Genomic DNA, 16372 nt, shown 5'->3' on the forward strand with positions numbered 1-16372 from the left:
GCGAACCGGAGTACATAGCGTTACCTCGTCCCGACGATGCTGCCGCAGTGAAATCCAGTGTTTCTGCCCTGCTTGAATAGATTCGTGAATAAGGGTTGCTCCTCCGGTCGATGAAACCAGCGCGCGCCAGAATAAAGCGAAGTACGCACCGGCGTCGGCCACCGGATGATAGTAGTGTCGTTCCAGAATCTGCTTCGGTCTCCACCACCGACGGCAATGTGCCGGATCTCTCCGAGCTGGCGGGTGGTCCAACCGCTGCGAGTTGAGATTGGGCGAGCGAGATTGCTTTATGGCGCATCTCACGCCTTTAGGCCGCGTTGATTCGGTAGGCATTCTACCTGTCAAATTTCACTGGTGTTTTGCGCGAGGTGGATGGCAAGCTGGAGCTTATCCTGCGATTAACAACAGGTTTCAAAATCACGCCTCGCGTTTCGTATCTCCGTAATACGATTCGCGTATGATCTTATGCGGTCCGACCACGAATGTATTTTGTACTCAGAACAGGCAGGAAAAGTTGCGAAAGTCAGGAACGAACGATCCGAACGCCATTACAGGGATGGGCCAGTCCTCTGCGACGACGATTCTGCGGACCAAGTTGCGACCGCCCGCGGCGGTGCAGCGTCTCATCTCTCGTCCGCGATTACTTGAATTGCTGCAGCAGAATCCGCGCCGACCGTTGACGGTCGTGTCGGCGCCGGCTGGCTATGGCAAAACGACGTTGGTTTCGCAGTGGTTACAGGATGCCGAAGTCAAACCTGCTTGGGTGCAATTAGGCGAGGAGAATAGTGAACTCAGGACCTTCTTGAGCTATCTGGTCGCCGCAGTTCAAATCCGCTTTCCAACAGCATGTTCTGACACCGCTGTTCTGCTTGAGGCGGCACAGTTGCCACCTTCGTTACTGCTCGCAGAAACCTTGAGTAACGATTTGGATTCCATTGCCGAGCCTCTGGTTGTCGTGTTGGATGATTACCATCTGATTTCGAATTCCGGTATCCACGAATTACTCGACAAACTGTTGCTTCATCCACCACGTCCGCTGCACCTGGTACTGGTGACGCGGCACGATCCGCCGATCTCAATTGCATCACTTCGGGCACGGGGCTGGTTGACAGAAATTCGCCAGGACGATCTCCGCTTCACGAATGCGGAAGTCAACGCAGTGCTTGGCGAGATGGCGGGAGTGTCCGTCAGTAAAGCAACACTCGAGCACCTCGAGCAGCAGGTAGAGGGGTGGATTGTTGGCCTGCACCTGGTCGGTCTTGTCCTTCGCAACCAGTCTGACCCAGAAGCGTTCTTGTCTGGGTTGAAGGGTGGCTTTCAGCAAGTCTACGACTACCTATCTGAACAAGTTCTGACCGGGCAACCGGCGGCGATGCGTGATTGCTTACTGCAGACCTCTGTATTGAGTCGTTTTTGCCCCTCGCTTGTCGAAGCGGTTTGCGTCTCGCCAAACGATTCCACTGACAAGAACACGAGCGGCGAGAGCTTCATTGAAGGCGAGAGCTTCATTGAAGACGCCCAGCTTGCCAATCTGTTCGTTGTTCCGTTGGATTCTAACGGCCAGTGGTTTCGCTACCATCATCTGTTCCAAGACCTTCTAAGAAGGCAACTGCAACAGTGCTATTCGCCCAAGGACATTGCCGGCGTGCACTCTCGGGGCAGTGTTTGGTATGAGACCCAGGGGTTGATCACGGAATCGATCGAACATGCCCTGGCGGCGGAAGACGTGGTGCGAGCGGCCGAGATCATCGAGAGGTGTCGCCGCGACGAGTTCGCAGCAGATCGCTGGTATGTGGTTGAGCGTTGGCTGTCGATGCTTCCGGACGACGTCAAACAGCAGCGGCCAAAGTTGCTGTTGACCGAGGCTTGGATCGCGAATTGCCGATTTCAAGTCGCGCGAATCCCGACAATCGTCGAGCAGGTGGAACACTTGTTACGCGAGCAGACCGTGGAGCCGACGGTTTGGGGAGAACTCGCCTACTTTCGGGGATTCCTGGAATACTGGGAAGGCAATGCTCAGAGCAGTCAGCAGCACTTCGAAGAGTCGTTGTCGAAGCTCGCGGGCGAAAAGACTCCGTACGAGGGCGAGGCTGAATTGCTGCTCGCACTAGCGTTTTGCATGGGCGGGCAAGAGGAGCGTGCTGTTCGAGGATTAGAAGACCGGATCGATCGTTTCGGCGCTTCCGAAAACCAGATTGTCTCGAGGCTTGTGGGCGGCTTAGCCTTTGTTCACTCGATCAGCGGTGATCTGCGTCGCTCTCGCCTCGACGCACAACGTCTAAAGCTAGTGGCGAGTAAACTCCGAATCCGCAATACCGAGGCCTGGGCTTGTTACTTGCAGGCTTGTAGTCACTTGCATGCCGGCGAACTTGAGGCCGCGACCAGTCATTTCGCGGATGCCGCGGAGTTGAGGTACGTGTTGGAACCCAGGGCGGCCGTCGATACGCTAGCAGGCTTAGCCCTCTGCCAACAACTCCGTCAACTGGAGAACGAAGCCGACGAGACGACGAACGTGTTGCAGGAATTCGCCCGGGACTTGAACGAACGTCAATACCAGACCGTGGCCGATTCGTTGCAGGCGCGACTCGCCTTGTTGCGGGGCGACTCGAGGCAAGCCTTGCAATGGGCTCGCTCTGTGAACGAACAGGCAATACCCTCAACGTTGTTCCTCTGGCTAGAAGCCCCAGCGATCACTCAGGCGAGAGTTTTGATCACAGCTGGTTCGAAGCGAGATTTGGCAACTGCGACCAAACTCCTGAAATCAATTCGCTCGGTGAGTGAGTCTTGTCGATTCACTTGCCAAACGATTGAAGCTGCCGTCCTACAATCCGTCGCACTGGACAGGCAAGGCTCTACCGATGATGCGTTCAACTCACTTGACGAGGCGCTGGCACTCGCCGAGTCAGGGGGATGGGTCCGGCCATTTTTGGAGTTGGGCCAACCGATGGCCAGCCAGCTCCAACGAGCACCATTAGAAAATGTCTCGATTGATTTTGTCGATCGCCTGCTGGAGACCTTTGCGGAGATCCCGAGTGCAAAGGAGCACGAGTCATCGGGGCAGACGAAGACGAGCGTTTCCGTCGCTGAATCGGGTCCTTCCGACGCGGCGGGGACGTCACGCACGGTGCCCTATCTTGAGCCGTTGACCAATCGGGAACTCGAAACCCTGCAGCTGCTGGCCGAGCGGCTTTACGACAAGGAAATCGCGAAGGCCCTCTCCATCTCGGTCTGGACCGTTCGGACGCACGTGAAGCACATCTTCGAGAAACTGCATGTCACGGGCCGACGTCAGGCCGTGCTCAAGGCCGAGGAGCTTGGTCTGCTGAAGAAGAGCTAGAATGACCACTGAAACTGTGTGTGGAATCCCGCCCCTTCGTTGTCGCGCAGAACGCCTTGGTAGGCGGTTTCGCGCCACGTGAACTCGAAACCGAAACGGACGGACTGTGTCACATCCCAGAGCAAGTTGCTGAAATAGGTTTCGTTTCGCACGGGCCCCGTGAGACTGACATCGCGATCGATCGGATCATCGATTCCGTAGCCAACGTGGCTGTGCAAGCACGGCGTCCAGAAGCAAAAGACTTCCAGCCAGCCGCCAGCGGATCGGATACCTTCCAACGTGTCAACGTTGACCGTTTGCAGGACTCCGCCGCTGTAGGTGCCGAGAGTCTGGCCCACGTATCCTTCGCCCGCGACGCCAAAGAACGCATTGATCTTCCAGCGGAGGTCGGTACCGACTCCCCAAACATCTGCAACGACGCGATTGCCAGGAGCGGGCGGCGTGCTGCGCAATTGCCCAACAACTCCGGAGAGGCCGAGTTCAAAAGGCCGCAACTGGTCGGGTCCTAAAGCGCCGAGCCCAACGGCAACACGTAGCTCCACGTTCGGCCATCCGTTGTCTTCACTGAGGAGCCGAAACAACGGGTCAATGGTGGAAGCGATCGGTTCGCTCAGTGCCGTTTGGATGGTCCACTGGACGTCCTCGGATGGATTAAGAAAGCGCTCAAGTCGCACCTGGCCGCGAAAGGAATTGCCCGAGTTGCCCGACCCGGACAAGCCCGCAAATGGTAGCACCGTCGGTAATCCTGGGTTGAATACATCGAACTGCAGACCCGCCGCAAACCGCCATTTCCGATTCTTCAATTCGCCATAGGCCAGCAACGGCAAGAAACCGTATTGGTCGGCCAATAGGTTGTCGTTGTAAAACATTGCCAGTAGTGTACCGCCTGTTTGCCAATCGCCGATTTGCGGTCCCGTGACCACGGCTCCCAACGTACTTTGGCGCGCGTGCGTATCGAAGGTTGCCTCATCCAATCCTCGTGGCGACTTGGGAAGGAGCAAGTAAGGCGTCCCGGGAGAAATGGGACGTGCGGTATTGAAGAGCACGTCAGCTTTCAAGGCCCCGAAAACACTCACGTTGAAATACGGATTGAGTGTTGAGACGCGTGGGCAGTCGATACAAGGAGCCTCAGGCTGCGGGCACTGACATGGACAACATCCGCAATGGCATGATCTTGCTGCACAACCTAACGGCTGGTCGGCATCGCATGGCGAGGCTCCAGCGTCCTGGTAGTCAGTTGACGGTATACGCACTTCCAGGAGAGCATCATCTATCGCTGGTAACCTCTTGGTGATCGAGTCTTCCCAGGCTTGCCTTTCGGTGCCTCGAAATTCCAGTTCGCGGACTTGTTGCTTCAGCTTGTCGATTTCTCGGTGCAACTCCTGCACGGCGGGAGTCGACGGGTCGACTGGTGCCTGCGCTTTCGCAGTCGAAACCCAATCGCAGAGAATCAACAAAATCGAAACGGCGGCTGTCACCCGCCAAAACTGGCGATTTCCACTGCTGTGCATGGCATACCGGTTTGGGCACTGGTGAATGAGGCGTCGTACGGGAGCAGTAACTCCTACATCCGGTTAGATCGGCACATCCGGCAGGTGCAATTGGAAGAATCGCCCTATCGGGAGCGCAAAGAGGACCATTTGGCCGCACAGCTAGAACGACCGCTACAGCTTGCCGCCATGCCAATAGGACGACGGTCCCCCACCCGTGACCGGCGACATTCAGGCTGCCGCCGCCCCGCCCAGCGACTCTGCTGTTGTCCCGGGCTGCCCGCTCCCTAACTTATCGCTGATTGTGTGGCTGTCGTCACCGTGGAAGGCGTGACCGGCAGCGTGCCGAATATCCACATGCGAGCCGCAGCCTCGGCAATCTTTCACGCGAGCCACGCGAATTCGGATCGAGCCCATTCACGCGGGAGCCGTCCGACGGTTCATCCAAACGCTTCCTCCGCGGCCGTCTGGCATCCCTAATTAATCCCTAATCGTTAGTGATCCCTCTCGTTCAAATCCTCGGGACAATGCGTGGGTTATTTGGCGGAACCACATCTCGGCAAACGGAGAATCTTGCCATGTCAGAAAGCAACTGGTCACAGCTTACCCCAGGGGAGCCGGCTAGCTATCGCATTGAGGTCGAAGGTTCGTTGGATGAGACGTGGTCAGGGCGATTGGGTGGGATGCAAATCGACACTGCGTCGCGAGCCGACAAGAGACCGGTCACCATCCTGACAGGGACGGTTCGCGACCAAGCCGTGCTGATGGGTGTGCTCAACGGTCTCTACCAAATGCACATGCAAATTCTGTCAGTCAATTGCACGAGTTGCGATGAATCCGGGTGGCGAATGAGTGGTAAGCGTAACGAACAGTAGGACCGCAGCGATGGAATTTCTTGATGTCTTTGCGATCGTCATTCTCTCGGTTCTGGGGCTCACGCTGGTTGGCGTTTGGGTCTTGCTGGGGATGATGCCCGGTCGAATTGCCCGCGGGCGCAACCACCCGCAAGCTGACGCCGTCAGCGTCTGTGGATGGTGGGGCGTCATCACCATGGGGCTGCTGCTACCGGTAGCGTTCACCTGGGCCTACTACAAACCGGTGGACGCTCAAAACGCCAAGTCTCGTGACGCCGCCACCTCGACGAAAGGAGACGTATCGTGATTCTTTTCCTGACCCTGATTTACCTGGCGTTCTTGGCCGTTCTGGTCAAGTTCAAAATTGTCCGTTTCAACTTGTTCTGGAAACTCTCGCCGCTCCTTTGGATGTTGATGCTGACGGTGGTCTTGTTCATTCCGATGCAGTGGGGAGCACCCTCGGGCGCGGTCAACGTCTATCGGATGGTGGTCGAAATCGTTCCCAACGTCAGCGGCGAAGTGATCGAAGTCAACGCGCAGGGCAGTAAGCCGATCAGCAAAGGTGACGTGTTGTTTCGGCTTGACCCACAGCCCTATCAAATCGAAGTGGATCGACTGTTGGCGGCCGTAAAGGAAGCTGAGCAGACAGCCAAAATGCTGCCCGCCGGCCTGGCGGAAGCTGATGCGAACGTCGCTCAGGCCGAAGCAGCGATCGTCGCCGCGAAACAGCAAGCCGCCTCCCTTGAATCAGCGCTTGTCGCGGCGAAGGCCAACGTTGACAGGTCGGAAGCTCAGCTCGAATTGGCTCGATCGGATAGCGAGCGTGCGTTCAAGTTGCTTGCGGGCAACGCGACCTCCAAAGAAGACGCGGCGACGAAGGAGCGGAATATTGAGCTGGCCCTGGCCTCGGTCGCGGCATCCAAAGCGGCGCGAAAACAGGCAGAACTGGCACTGGAGTCCACGATTGACGGCGTCAACACAGGTGTCATCGAGGCGCAAACGCGATTGAAGGCGACTCAAGCGGCAAAGCAGAAAGCGGAGCTTGCTGTTGCGTCCACGATCAACGGCGAAAACACGCAAGTTGCCCAGTTGCGAGCCCAACTGGCGACCGCTCGATACAACCTTGCACAAACCACCGTCGTTGCTCCTTCGGACGGTTTTGTGATCGGGATGACACTGCGGCCCGGTCAGCGCGTGGCCGCGTTCCCCGTCCGCACGTGGATGGCTTTCGTCGATTCGTCCAGTGCACAAATCGCGGTTGGCGTCGATCAGAACAGGTTGCGCCATGTGAAGCCGGGACAGAAGGCAGACGTCGTGTTGGAGCTTTTTCCTGGCCGAACGTTTTCTGCAACGGTGGATCGGATTGCCTACATCACACCACAGGGACAACTTCAACCGGCGGGAACAGTAGCCGCTGCACCGTCAAGCAGCCAGAAAACACTGCCGTTCGGTGTCGTGCTGACGCTTGATGAGGCGGGGCCGGATATTGACATTCACGAGTTGCCCGGTGGCGCTACCGGAACAGCAGCCATCTATACCGATTCGGTGAAGGCAACGCATCTGATACGCCGTGTGATGATTCGCATGGAGACTTTCATGAACTACATCGTGCCGTCCTAACTGGCGGTTCACCCCTTAACCATCGACATGAACATTCTTTCCGAAAGTAGGAACAACACTATGACCACGCGACGAAACCACCACCTGCTAACTCTGGCAGCGCTGGCCTTCTCCTGTCTGACGACCGGCGTTCAAGCGCAGCCACCCGCAATGAAATACTCCACCGAAATTCCGACGAATGTCGTCACCCCCGATCGGACGGAAACACGCCTCGGGGCTTTGGAGTTCGTTGATGGATTCCCCACTGAAGCGACTGCGGAGAAGGTGTGGGATCACATGGACTTCTCGCGCGCCGTAGAGGCCATGATCATGACCACGCCCGCGGCTTCGCTGCAGGGATTTCGCAAAGGCATCCAAAAGTGGGGACCCGACAATGAGACCATGATTTATTGGGGCGGGCGTTTGGATTCCAAAGGCTTGCTGCTGACGGGCAATACCACGGTGGTCTACACCTTCATGTGGATCGACCTGAAGGATGGCCCGATGGTGATGGAGACGCCGCCCAACGTGCTGGGCATCATCGACGATGCATGGTTCCATTACGTCTGTGATTTCGGCAACGCCGGCGATGACAAGGGCAAGGGCGGGAAGTTCCTGTTGGTGCCGCCTGACTACAAAGGCGAACTGCCCACCGACGGCTACATCGTCAAGAAGTCGAAAACCTACGGCCACTGGCTGGCGATGCGCGGTTTCATGACGGACTTCGATCCGGTTCCCGTGGTCAAGAACATGAAGGAACATTTCCGTCTCTATCCGCTGGGTAGTGAGCCCAAGGAAGTCAACTGGGTCAACACAGCGATGAAAGATTTCAACACTTTGCACGCCCAGGATGAGACCTTCTTCGACGAGGTCAACATCACGGTTCAGGAAGAGCCGAACTCGGCCGAGAGTTCCGAGATCCTCGGATTGCTGGCTTCGATCGGCATCCAGAAGGGCAAGCCTTTCAAACCGGACGCCCGCATGAAGAAGATCCTCGCTGAGGCCGCCGCAGTCGGCACCGCCGCCCAACGCACGATCCTCTTCCGCAACCGCGACACGGAGGACACCGCGATCTGGCCGGGCAGCAAAAGCTGGGAGCTAGGCTTCGCTGGTGGCAGCTACGAGTTTCTCAACGACGGCGTCAGTCTGATCAATTCGCGTGTCCGCTTCCACTTCTACGCTACCGGCATCACGCCCGCGATGGTCAAACCACCTGTCGGAGCGGGATCCCAGTATGTGATGGGACTGCGCGACGCCGAAGGGAATGCCCTCGATGGCAGCAAGACCTACAAGATCCACATTCCTGCCAACGTTCCAGCCGAGCGTTTCTGGGACATCACTGTTTACGACAACCAGACCCGCTCGCTGTTGCAAACCGACAATCCCTACCCGGGCGTCACCAGCATCGACAAGGCGACCGTTAAAAACGCGGACGGTTCTTATGACGTCTACATCGGCCCGAAGAAGCCTGATGGAAAAGTGAACTGGATTCAAACCGATCCAGCCAAAGGTTGGAACATGTTGTGGCGCATCTATGGCCCGACACAAGTCTGGTACGACAGAGGTTGGCGTCCGAGCGAGATCGAATTGGTTGATTGATTGTATAAGTCAAACGTAGGCCAGGACCGGTTCTGGCCTACATCACTTTTGAGGAATGAAAAATGTTTGATGTCTTAAAACAAAGTGTCTTTACCAGCATCGGCTTGGCGAGCCTGACCAAGGACAAGGTCTCTGACCTAGTGGCCAAGCTGAAGCAAGAGGCTGACTTGACTGAACCGCAGGCCAGTGAGTTTCAGGAAGAGGTCGATCGACGTAGCGACGAAGCACGCAAAAATTGACCGAATTGGTGGATCATCAAATCGACAGCGCGATGATCCAGATGGGGTTGCTCAAAGGCGAGGCTCGCAAGGCAGCGGAGTCGGCGGATGATGCCTTCCGGACGTTTGTCGATCAGCGTGTTGATGAAGCTCTGCAGCGAATCGGCGTGGCTCGCACCGAGGATGTCGAATCGCTCACCCAGCGACTGGAACGACTCGAAAAGAAACTCAACGGCTAAATCTCACATTGTTGGGATGGTGAATCAACATGGACTTACTGAACCTCAATCAAACTCGCGAAGAAGGCAAGCGTCTGGCGGAAATCGTCCAGGTGCTGGGGCGCTATGGATTAGCCGATTGGTTTGGCAAGATTTCGGTGCAGTCCGTTCGTGATCTGTTGGCGAGCAAGGAAACACAGGCGATCGCTGACTTACCCGTCGGCGAACGACTGCGGTTGGCTTTAACGGAACTGGGAACGACCTATATCAAACTGGGGCAAGTCCTCAGCACACGAGCCGATCTGGTCGGGCCGGATATCGCGACGGAACTGCGAAAGCTTCAAGCCGACACGCCAGCCGACCCGGCGGACGTTGTTCAGCAAACAATCCTGGAGGAGCTGGGCCAGACGCCGGAGGAGTTGTTTGCCGAGTTTGCAGCGGAGGCGTTTTCTTCGGCATCGGTCGGTCAGGTGCATCTCGCGAGATTGGCCGACGGACAGCAAGTCGTCGTGAAGGTCCAGCACGCGGGCATCCAGGAAACCGTTCGCATCGACCTGGAATTGCTCGAAAAGCTGGCGAAGCTGTTGGAAGAGTATGTTCCCGAGTCGAGGAATTTCCAGCCGGAGGCGACGACTCGCGAGTTTCGTCGCACGCTGCTACGTGAATTGGATTTCACTTGCGAACGCAGCAATATGGAAACGTTCACTCGCAACTTCGAGGGTGACGAAACGGTTCACATCCCCACGGCTTACAAAGATCGGTCCAGCAAACGCGTGCTGACGATGGAGTTGCTGGACGGCATTCCGGGGTCAAAGCCGGAGCGACTGACCGAGGCAGGCGTGGATTTGAACCATCTGGCCAAAGACGCCGCCACGATCTTCATGAACATGATTTTTCGTGACGGTTTCTATCATGCGGACCCGCATCCGGGAAACTTCTTTGTGCTCGATGGTGGCGTGGTCGGGTTGCTCGACTGTGGAATGGTCGGGCGGCTAGATGATTCCACACGTGAGTTGTTTGAAGACTTGCTGTTGATGCTGACGCAGCGAGACGCCGAAGGGCTTGCCGATACGTTGTTGCGTGCCGGTTCCGCACCGGCCGACGTGGATCGAATGGCCTTTCGAGCCGATGTCAGTGATCTGTTAGTGCAATACGGATCACAGTCGCTGGAAGACTTTGATATCGGTGGAGCAATGGATCAGTTGATGGACATTGTGCGACGGCATCATGTCGTGATGCCTTCGGCCGCGTCGCTGCTGCTGAAGACATTGGTGATGCTGGAAGGGACCGCCCGTCTGCTCAGTCCAAACTTCAGCCTCAATGATGTCATCGCACCCTTCAAGGACCAATTGATTCGGTCTCGCCTGGACCCCAAACGCTTGACTCGCCGACTGCAACAGTCGATGCGTGACGTTGATCGCCTGGTACGAAACGGTCCCCGAAACATCGCCGACATTCTCGATCGTGCACAATCCGGCAAGCTGCAGATGACACACGAGGTTAACAGCCTCGAACTGGTCGCCAATCGCATCGTCGGCGGGCTACTGATCGCTTCGTTGCTAATCGCGTCAGCAATGCTGCTAAGCCACAACGTTCCGCCACGTCTGTTTGGGGAATCTGTTGCCGGAGGCCTGGGCTTCCTGGTTGCTGCGGGATTCGGCACTCGCCTGCTTTGGCGAATCAGAAAAGACATCAGGTAACTTCTAAATCAAGGAAACGAAATGACGAAACACTTTTTCTTCAACCACGACTCTATGAGAGAAAAAGCGATGTTATCGCGACTTCCAATTTCGCAAGTCGCCGTTGCGTCCATCGCAATCGCGATCGCCCTGACCAGCCACGCCCATGCGCAGTCGCCCAAACTGAAAATGACCACCGAGATCCCTAAGGAGTACACGGCTCCGGATTCCGTGGAAACCTCCATCGGGACTCTCGATTACTTCGACGGGGTTCCGTCGCCGAAGACCGTGAAAAACATCTACGACTACCTCGACACCTCGCGGGCCGTGAACGTCTATCTCAATTCGATCCCCGCACTCTCTGTCAACGCCCTGCGCGAAGGGCAGGCGGCGATGGGCGCTGACGCCTGCAATAAGATCTGCATCTGGGACAGCCTGATGGACTCCAAGACCATCCTGCTTACCGGGAATACGTCGACCATGTACGCGGTCGGCTTCCTTGACCTAGTCAAAGACGGCCCGACCGTGATCGACTTGCCGCAGGGAATGCTCGGCATCCTCGACGACATGGAATTCAAGTACATGGTCGACCTCGGCGTAGCGGGTCCCGATAAGGGCAAGGGTGGCAAGTACCTCGTGCTTCCTCCCGGCTACAAAGGTGCTGTCCCCGAGGGCTACTTCGTTGTCCCGTCGAAAACCAGTGGAGTCTGGGTGTTCATGCGCGGCTATCTCGATAAGAGCCTGCCCATCGAAAAGTCCGTCCCGGCCGCGTCGAAAAACATCCGCAGCACGCTGAAGGTGTACCCGCTGTCAACCGCGGACGCTCCCCCGGCAACCGAATTTATCAACGTGTCCGGCAAGGACATGCACATGATCCTTCCGAATGATTACAGCGCGTTTGAGAAACTGCATGCACTGATTCAGACCGAGCCCGAGTCGTATCTCGGCCCTGAGGCCAAGGGAATGATGGCTGCGATCGGTATCGAAAAGGGCAAGCCCTTCGCTCCGGATACACGCATGAAGAAGATTCTGACTGACGCCGCCGCGATCGGTAACAGCGCCGCCCGTGCCATCAGCTACTTCCCGCGTGACCCCGGCAACCTGACCTTCAAGGACAGTGACGCCTGGGTGACTGCCTATGCGAATAAGGACACCACCTTCACACGCAACGGCGCCTATCGCCTTGACCCACGCGTGCTGTTCCACTTCGGCTACATCTGTGTCTCGCCTGCGATGGCCATGACCGTTGCTGGCAAGGGATCGGACTACTCGATGGGAATGCTCGATGCCGAGGGCAAGGTTCTGGATGGCTCCAAGACTTACCGGCTCCGGATTCCGCCGAACCCGCCAGCCAAGGATTTCTGGGCGATCACCATGTATGACACCCAAACCCGCTCGCAGCTTCAAACGGACCAGCAGTTCCCGACCAAGGGAAGTCAGGACAAGGGAATCAAGACCAATGCGGACGGATCGATGGACATCTACTTCTCGCCGAAAGCGCCCGCAGGCCAGGAAGGCAACTGGCTCCAGACCATCCCCGGCAAGAGCTGGTTCATCGCCCTGCGCATCTACGGCCCCGAACAACCCTGGATCGACCAAACCTGGCGACCGGGCGAGATCGAACTGGTGAGGTAATCGTGGCTGGGGCTTCCAGCCCCAGTTCAGAAAGAGCACTGCGGCTAGAAGCCACAGATGGCACGAAACAACGAACAGTGAGAGCGAGATGAAGATGATTCAACAAGCAATGATGGGTATCGCCCTGACTCTGATGCTCACGGTATCGGCAATGGCCCAGGAGCAGGCGCTGGCCAGCAGTGACAGTAGTACACAGCATGCGGATCCGCTGGGATCATGGAATGACGGACCGACCAAATCGTCGATCCTTCAGTTCGTGCAGGAGGTCACCAAAGAGGGTGGCCCGAAGTTTGTGCCGCCGGAACAGCGGATCGCGACCTTCGATAACGACGGAACGTTATGGTGCGAACAACCGGTAGTGCAGTTTGAATTCGCTGTATATCGCATTAAGGCGATGGCAGGCGATCATCCCGAATGGAAGGAACAGGAACCGTATAAATCTGTGCTGGCGGGCGACCCGCAACATCTCGTTGACGATTTGATCAACGGGGGACACGAGTTCCTGAAGGTGATGGAAACTTCGCATGCCGGCATGTCGGTGGAAGAGTTTGATCGCCACGTCAGGGATTTCTTTGCGACCGCCAAACACCCGAAGCTCAATGTGGCTTACACACAGCTCGCCTACACACCGATGGTCGAGTTGCTGGCTTACCTGCGTGCCAATGGGTTCAAGACCTATATCTGTTCCGGCGGCGGAATCGATTTCATGCGAGCCATCTCGGAAGAAACCTATGGGATTGTTCCGGAAAACGTGATCGGGACTAACGGCCGAAATGTGTTCAAACAAGTTGATGGCAAGTGGCAACTGTTCAAGACGGCAGACCACCTGTTCTTCAATGACAAGGCGACCAAGCCCACGGGAATTGATTTGCACATTGGTCGCAAACCGATCTTTGCAGGCGGAAACGTTCGCAGCGGTGGCGACATCGGCATGTTGACGTATTGCCACAGCAACACTTTGCCTTCATTTCAATTGCTCGTCAATCACGACGATGACGAACGTGAATACGCGTATGCGGAAAAAGATAACGCTTCGCTCAAGACAGCGAAGGCACAGGGCTGGCATGTCTTGAACATGAAATCGGACTGGAAGACCATATTTTCAAACGACTAACCAATGGGCCGGAAAAGGGGGGGGCGGCGCGCTGTCTGACATCAACAAATAACACTTTAACACTTTATCACAGGGTACTAACACGATGAAAATGAAACTCCTGATTCTACTCCTTGCCGTTGCGGCGCTCCTGGTTTGCAACAACCAGTCTGCCACGGCGCAAGACGGAGCCCAGTACAAAATGGACAGAACTGTTCTGCCTATACAGCCACCGACATACGCACCCATTGAGGTGCTGGACGCTCGAGATGCCACCAAGCCTCCGATGTTTCAGATCAAGCCACCCGAAGGCGCTCCCAACGTCGTCATTGTTTTGATTGATGACATTGGCTTCGGTGCGACAAGCACTTTTGGTGGAGCCATTGAAACACCGACCTTTGATCGTTTGGCAAACAACGGATTGCGTTTCAACCATTTCCACACGACCGCTCTATGTTCGCCCACACGAGCCGCGTTGCTTTCCGGTCGGAATCATCACGAAGTCAACGTTGGCTGCGTGATGGAAATCGCCACTGGATTTCCTGGCAACCAGGGCGAACGATCGAACGATGCCAAATACTTTGCGGAGACTCTGCGTCACAACGGCTATAGCACGGCTGCATTCGGCAAGTGGCACGAAACACCGACGTGGGAAGTCTCCGTATCGGGGCCGTATTTCCGCTGGCCAACCCATTCAGGATTTGACAAATTCTATGGCTTCATCGGTGGCGAAACCAACCAATGGGACCCCGTGATTTTTGACGGCGTCACGAAAGTCGCAAAGAAGGACGATCCCGATTATCACTTTACGACGGACATGACTAACGAAGCCATCAACTGGATGAAGTTTCAACAGGCCATGACTCCCGAAAAACCGTTCTTCATTTACTACGCACCGGGAGCCACCCACGCTCCGCACCACGCACCGAAAGAGTGGATCGAAAAGTACGACGGGAAATTCGATTCTGGCTGGCTCAAGTACCGCGAAGAGACGTTTGCTCGTCAAAAAGCCATGGGCATCATTCCAGAAAACACCAAGCTGGCTCCCATGCCAACGGACATCAAGGATTGGGAGAAGTTAAGTGACAAGGAACGTGAACTATTTGCTCTGCAAATGGAGGCGTTCGCCGGCTTCGCCGAGCACACCGACAAAGAAGTCGGGCGGCTGGCCGATGCGATCGACGACATGGGCGCGTTGGACAACACGCTGTTCATCTACATCATGGGTGACAACGGCTCCAGTGGCGAAGGAGGCCTGGAAGGAACCTACAACGAACTGGTTCACCTGAACGGCATTTTTGATGCGGAAACCACCGAAAGCATGTTGGCTCGCGCCGACGACTGGGGTGGCCCGAATTCGTTCCCGCACTTTTCAGCGGCTTGGGCCGTAGCTACGGACGCACCGTTTACCTGGACCAAGCAAATGGCCGCCGACTATGGTGGCACTCGCAACGGGATGGTCATGCACTGGCCGAAAGGGATCAAAGCAAAAGGTGAAATTCGTTCGCAGTGGCACCATGTCAACGATGTGGCAGCGACTGTCCTGGAAGCAGCGAAACTGCCCCAGCCAACGATGGTCAACGGCGTCAAGCAGAAGCCACTCTCTGGAGTGAGCATGTTGTATGCAACGGACGATGCAAACGCCAAAGATCGACACACGACCCAGTACTTCGAGATTTTTGCCAACCGCGCGATCTATCACGAAGGCTGGCTGGCGCGTGTCGTACACCGTGTGCCATGGGAAAATGATCCCATTCACACTTTGCAAAACGACGTGTGGGAACTCTTCAATGCGGAAGAAGACTTCAGCCTGACGAACAATCTGGCTGACAAGCATCCTGACAAACTGAAAGAGATGCAGGAACTGTTCAAGAAGGAGGCCATTGCCAACAGTGTCTACCCACTGGATGACCGGTCTTACGAACGCTTCAACGCAGCCATCGCTGGTCGACCTGACCTGATGGGTGACAGAACCAGCCTGACCCTCGGCCAGGGTATGACGGGGATCCTGGAGAACACCTTTATCAACGAGAAGAACACGTCGAAAACGATCGTTGCCAATGTGGATCTTAAAGGGAGTGACCGAGGTGTGATTCTTTGCCAGGGCGGCAAGTTCGGCGGCTGGGCTTTGTACATGGATCAAGGCAAGCCTGCGTACACCTACAACTGGTTTGGATTGAAGAGTTACACCGTCACGTCCCCGAAAGCGATTGATAACAAGAGCGCCGAGATCACATTGGTATTCGAATATGACGGAGGCGGCAACGGCAAAGGAGGCCAGGCCACTCTCTTTGTGGATGGCGAGAAAGTCGCCGATGGTCGAGTCGAGAAGACGCAACCCGCGGTTTACTCAGCCGATGAAACCGCCGATGTCGGCATCGATGAGGCTACGCCCGTGGCTGACAAGGTCTTCAAAAATGCTGAGGACTCGGAGTTCACCGGACGTGTGAACGACGTCACGATTAGCATCCCGGCGAAGAAGAAGTAGAAAGCTTGAACGATGCATGAGGGGCATGGAGCATGCCCCTTGTGCACCAGTTCCAACCGAGTCGGTTGGGGCCGAGCTTCGGTTGTGGCGAGATCGAGTTGGTGAAGTAGATCACGCCTGCAGCGTTCAATGTCATAGAGAACCCTAGAGAACCCAATCAAA

At 56.2% G+C, this 16372-nt stretch carries 12 protein-coding genes; 11 read left to right on the forward strand and 1 reads right to left on the reverse strand.

Annotated features, from left to right (window positions below):
• The first annotated feature begins 514 nt into the window (after positions 1-514).
• Positions 515-3337, forward strand: a complete 2823-nt coding sequence (locus Poly41_RS29020; protein ID WP_197231771.1) for a LuxR C-terminal-related transcriptional regulator — start codon at positions 515-517, stop codon at positions 3335-3337.
• On the opposite strand, the gene Poly41_RS29025 is transcribed toward Poly41_RS29020, so the two are convergent.
• Complete coding sequence (locus tag Poly41_RS29025; protein ID WP_146530870.1) at positions 3334-4413, reverse strand: hypothetical protein; 1080 nt, start codon at positions 4411-4413, stop codon at positions 3334-3336. The two genes, Poly41_RS29020 and Poly41_RS29025, sit on opposite strands and share 4 nt — an antisense overlap.
• Positions 4414-5405: 992 nt before the next feature.
• Between Poly41_RS29025 and Poly41_RS29030 the strand changes: the two genes are divergently transcribed.
• The 10 genes from Poly41_RS29030 (at position 5406) to Poly41_RS29070 (ending at position 16210) form a co-directional block, all read left to right on the forward strand.
• Positions 5406-5702 carry a hypothetical protein gene (locus Poly41_RS29030; protein ID WP_146530871.1) on the forward strand — a complete coding sequence of 99 codons (297 nt, stop codon included), beginning with the start codon at positions 5406-5408 and terminating at the stop codon, positions 5700-5702.
• A 10-nt stretch (positions 5703-5712) separates the two neighbouring features.
• Entirely contained in the window at positions 5713-5988 is a 276-nt protein-coding gene (locus tag Poly41_RS29035; protein WP_146530872.1) for a DUF3302 domain-containing protein, read from the forward strand.
• Positions 5985-7301, forward strand: a complete 1317-nt coding sequence (locus Poly41_RS29040; RefSeq protein WP_146530873.1) for an HlyD family secretion protein — start codon at positions 5985-5987, stop codon at positions 7299-7301. Before Poly41_RS29035 ends, Poly41_RS29040 begins: the two co-directional genes overlap by 4 nt.
• 60 nt (positions 7302-7361) lie before the next feature.
• Complete coding sequence (locus tag Poly41_RS29045) at positions 7362-8879, forward strand: DUF1254 domain-containing protein (protein WP_231616035.1); 1518 nt, start codon at positions 7362-7364, stop codon at positions 8877-8879.
• Between the two features lie 62 nt (positions 8880-8941).
• The gene (locus Poly41_RS34495; protein WP_197231772.1) at positions 8942-9118 is read left to right on the forward strand and encodes a hypothetical protein; all 177 of its coding nucleotides are present in this window, start codon (positions 8942-8944) and stop codon (positions 9116-9118) included.
• A gap of 8 nt (positions 9119-9126) precedes the next feature.
• A complete protein-coding gene (locus Poly41_RS29050) occupies positions 9127-9336 on the forward strand; it encodes a phasin family protein (protein WP_146530874.1) in 210 nt (69 codons plus the stop codon).
• Between the two features lie 29 nt (positions 9337-9365).
• Positions 9366-11015: an ABC1 kinase family protein gene (locus tag Poly41_RS29055; RefSeq protein ID WP_146530875.1), complete on the forward strand. Its 1650-nt coding sequence runs from the start codon at positions 9366-9368 to the stop codon at positions 11013-11015.
• A gap of 21 nt (positions 11016-11036) precedes the next feature.
• Positions 11037-12629 (forward strand): DUF1254 domain-containing protein, encoded by a 1593-nt coding sequence (locus Poly41_RS29060; protein WP_146530876.1) that lies wholly within the window; start codon positions 11037-11039, stop codon positions 12627-12629.
• A gap of 88 nt (positions 12630-12717) precedes the next feature.
• Entirely contained in the window at positions 12718-13743 is a 1026-nt protein-coding gene (locus Poly41_RS29065) for an HAD family hydrolase (protein ID WP_231616036.1), read from the forward strand.
• A gap of 85 nt (positions 13744-13828) precedes the next feature.
• Entirely contained in the window at positions 13829-16210 is a 2382-nt protein-coding gene (locus Poly41_RS29070; RefSeq protein ID WP_146530877.1) for an arylsulfatase, read from the forward strand.
• Positions 16211-16372: the final 162 nt, after the last annotated feature.

The organism is Novipirellula artificiosorum (genome assembly GCF_007860135.1).
Lineage (GTDB): Bacteria > Planctomycetota > Planctomycetia > Pirellulales > Pirellulaceae > Novipirellula_A > Novipirellula_A artificiosorum.

Excerpts from the sequence above, each read along its gene's own strand:
- Poly41_RS29030 (WP_146530871.1), top strand. The coding sequence starts at position 5,406 with ATGTCAGAAAGCAACTGGTCACAGCTTACCCCAGGGGAGCCGGCTAGC.
- Poly41_RS29055 (WP_146530875.1), top strand. The coding sequence starts at position 9,366 with ATGGACTTACTGAACCTCAATCAAACTCGCGAAGAAGGCAAGCGTCTG.
- Poly41_RS29065 (WP_231616036.1), top strand. The coding sequence starts at position 12,718 with ATGAAGATGATTCAACAAGCAATGATGGGTATCGCCCTGACTCTGATG.
- Poly41_RS29045 (WP_231616035.1), top strand. The coding sequence starts at position 7,362 with ATGACCACGCGACGAAACCACCACCTGCTAACTCTGGCAGCGCTGGCC.
- Poly41_RS29060 (WP_146530876.1), top strand. The coding sequence starts at position 11,037 with ATGACGAAACACTTTTTCTTCAACCACGACTCTATGAGAGAAAAAGCG.
- Poly41_RS29035 (WP_146530872.1), top strand. The coding sequence starts at position 5,713 with ATGGAATTTCTTGATGTCTTTGCGATCGTCATTCTCTCGGTTCTGGGG.
- Poly41_RS34495 (WP_197231772.1), top strand. The coding sequence starts at position 8,942 with ATGTTTGATGTCTTAAAACAAAGTGTCTTTACCAGCATCGGCTTGGCG.
- Poly41_RS29070 (WP_146530877.1), top strand. The coding sequence starts at position 13,829 with ATGAAAATGAAACTCCTGATTCTACTCCTTGCCGTTGCGGCGCTCCTG.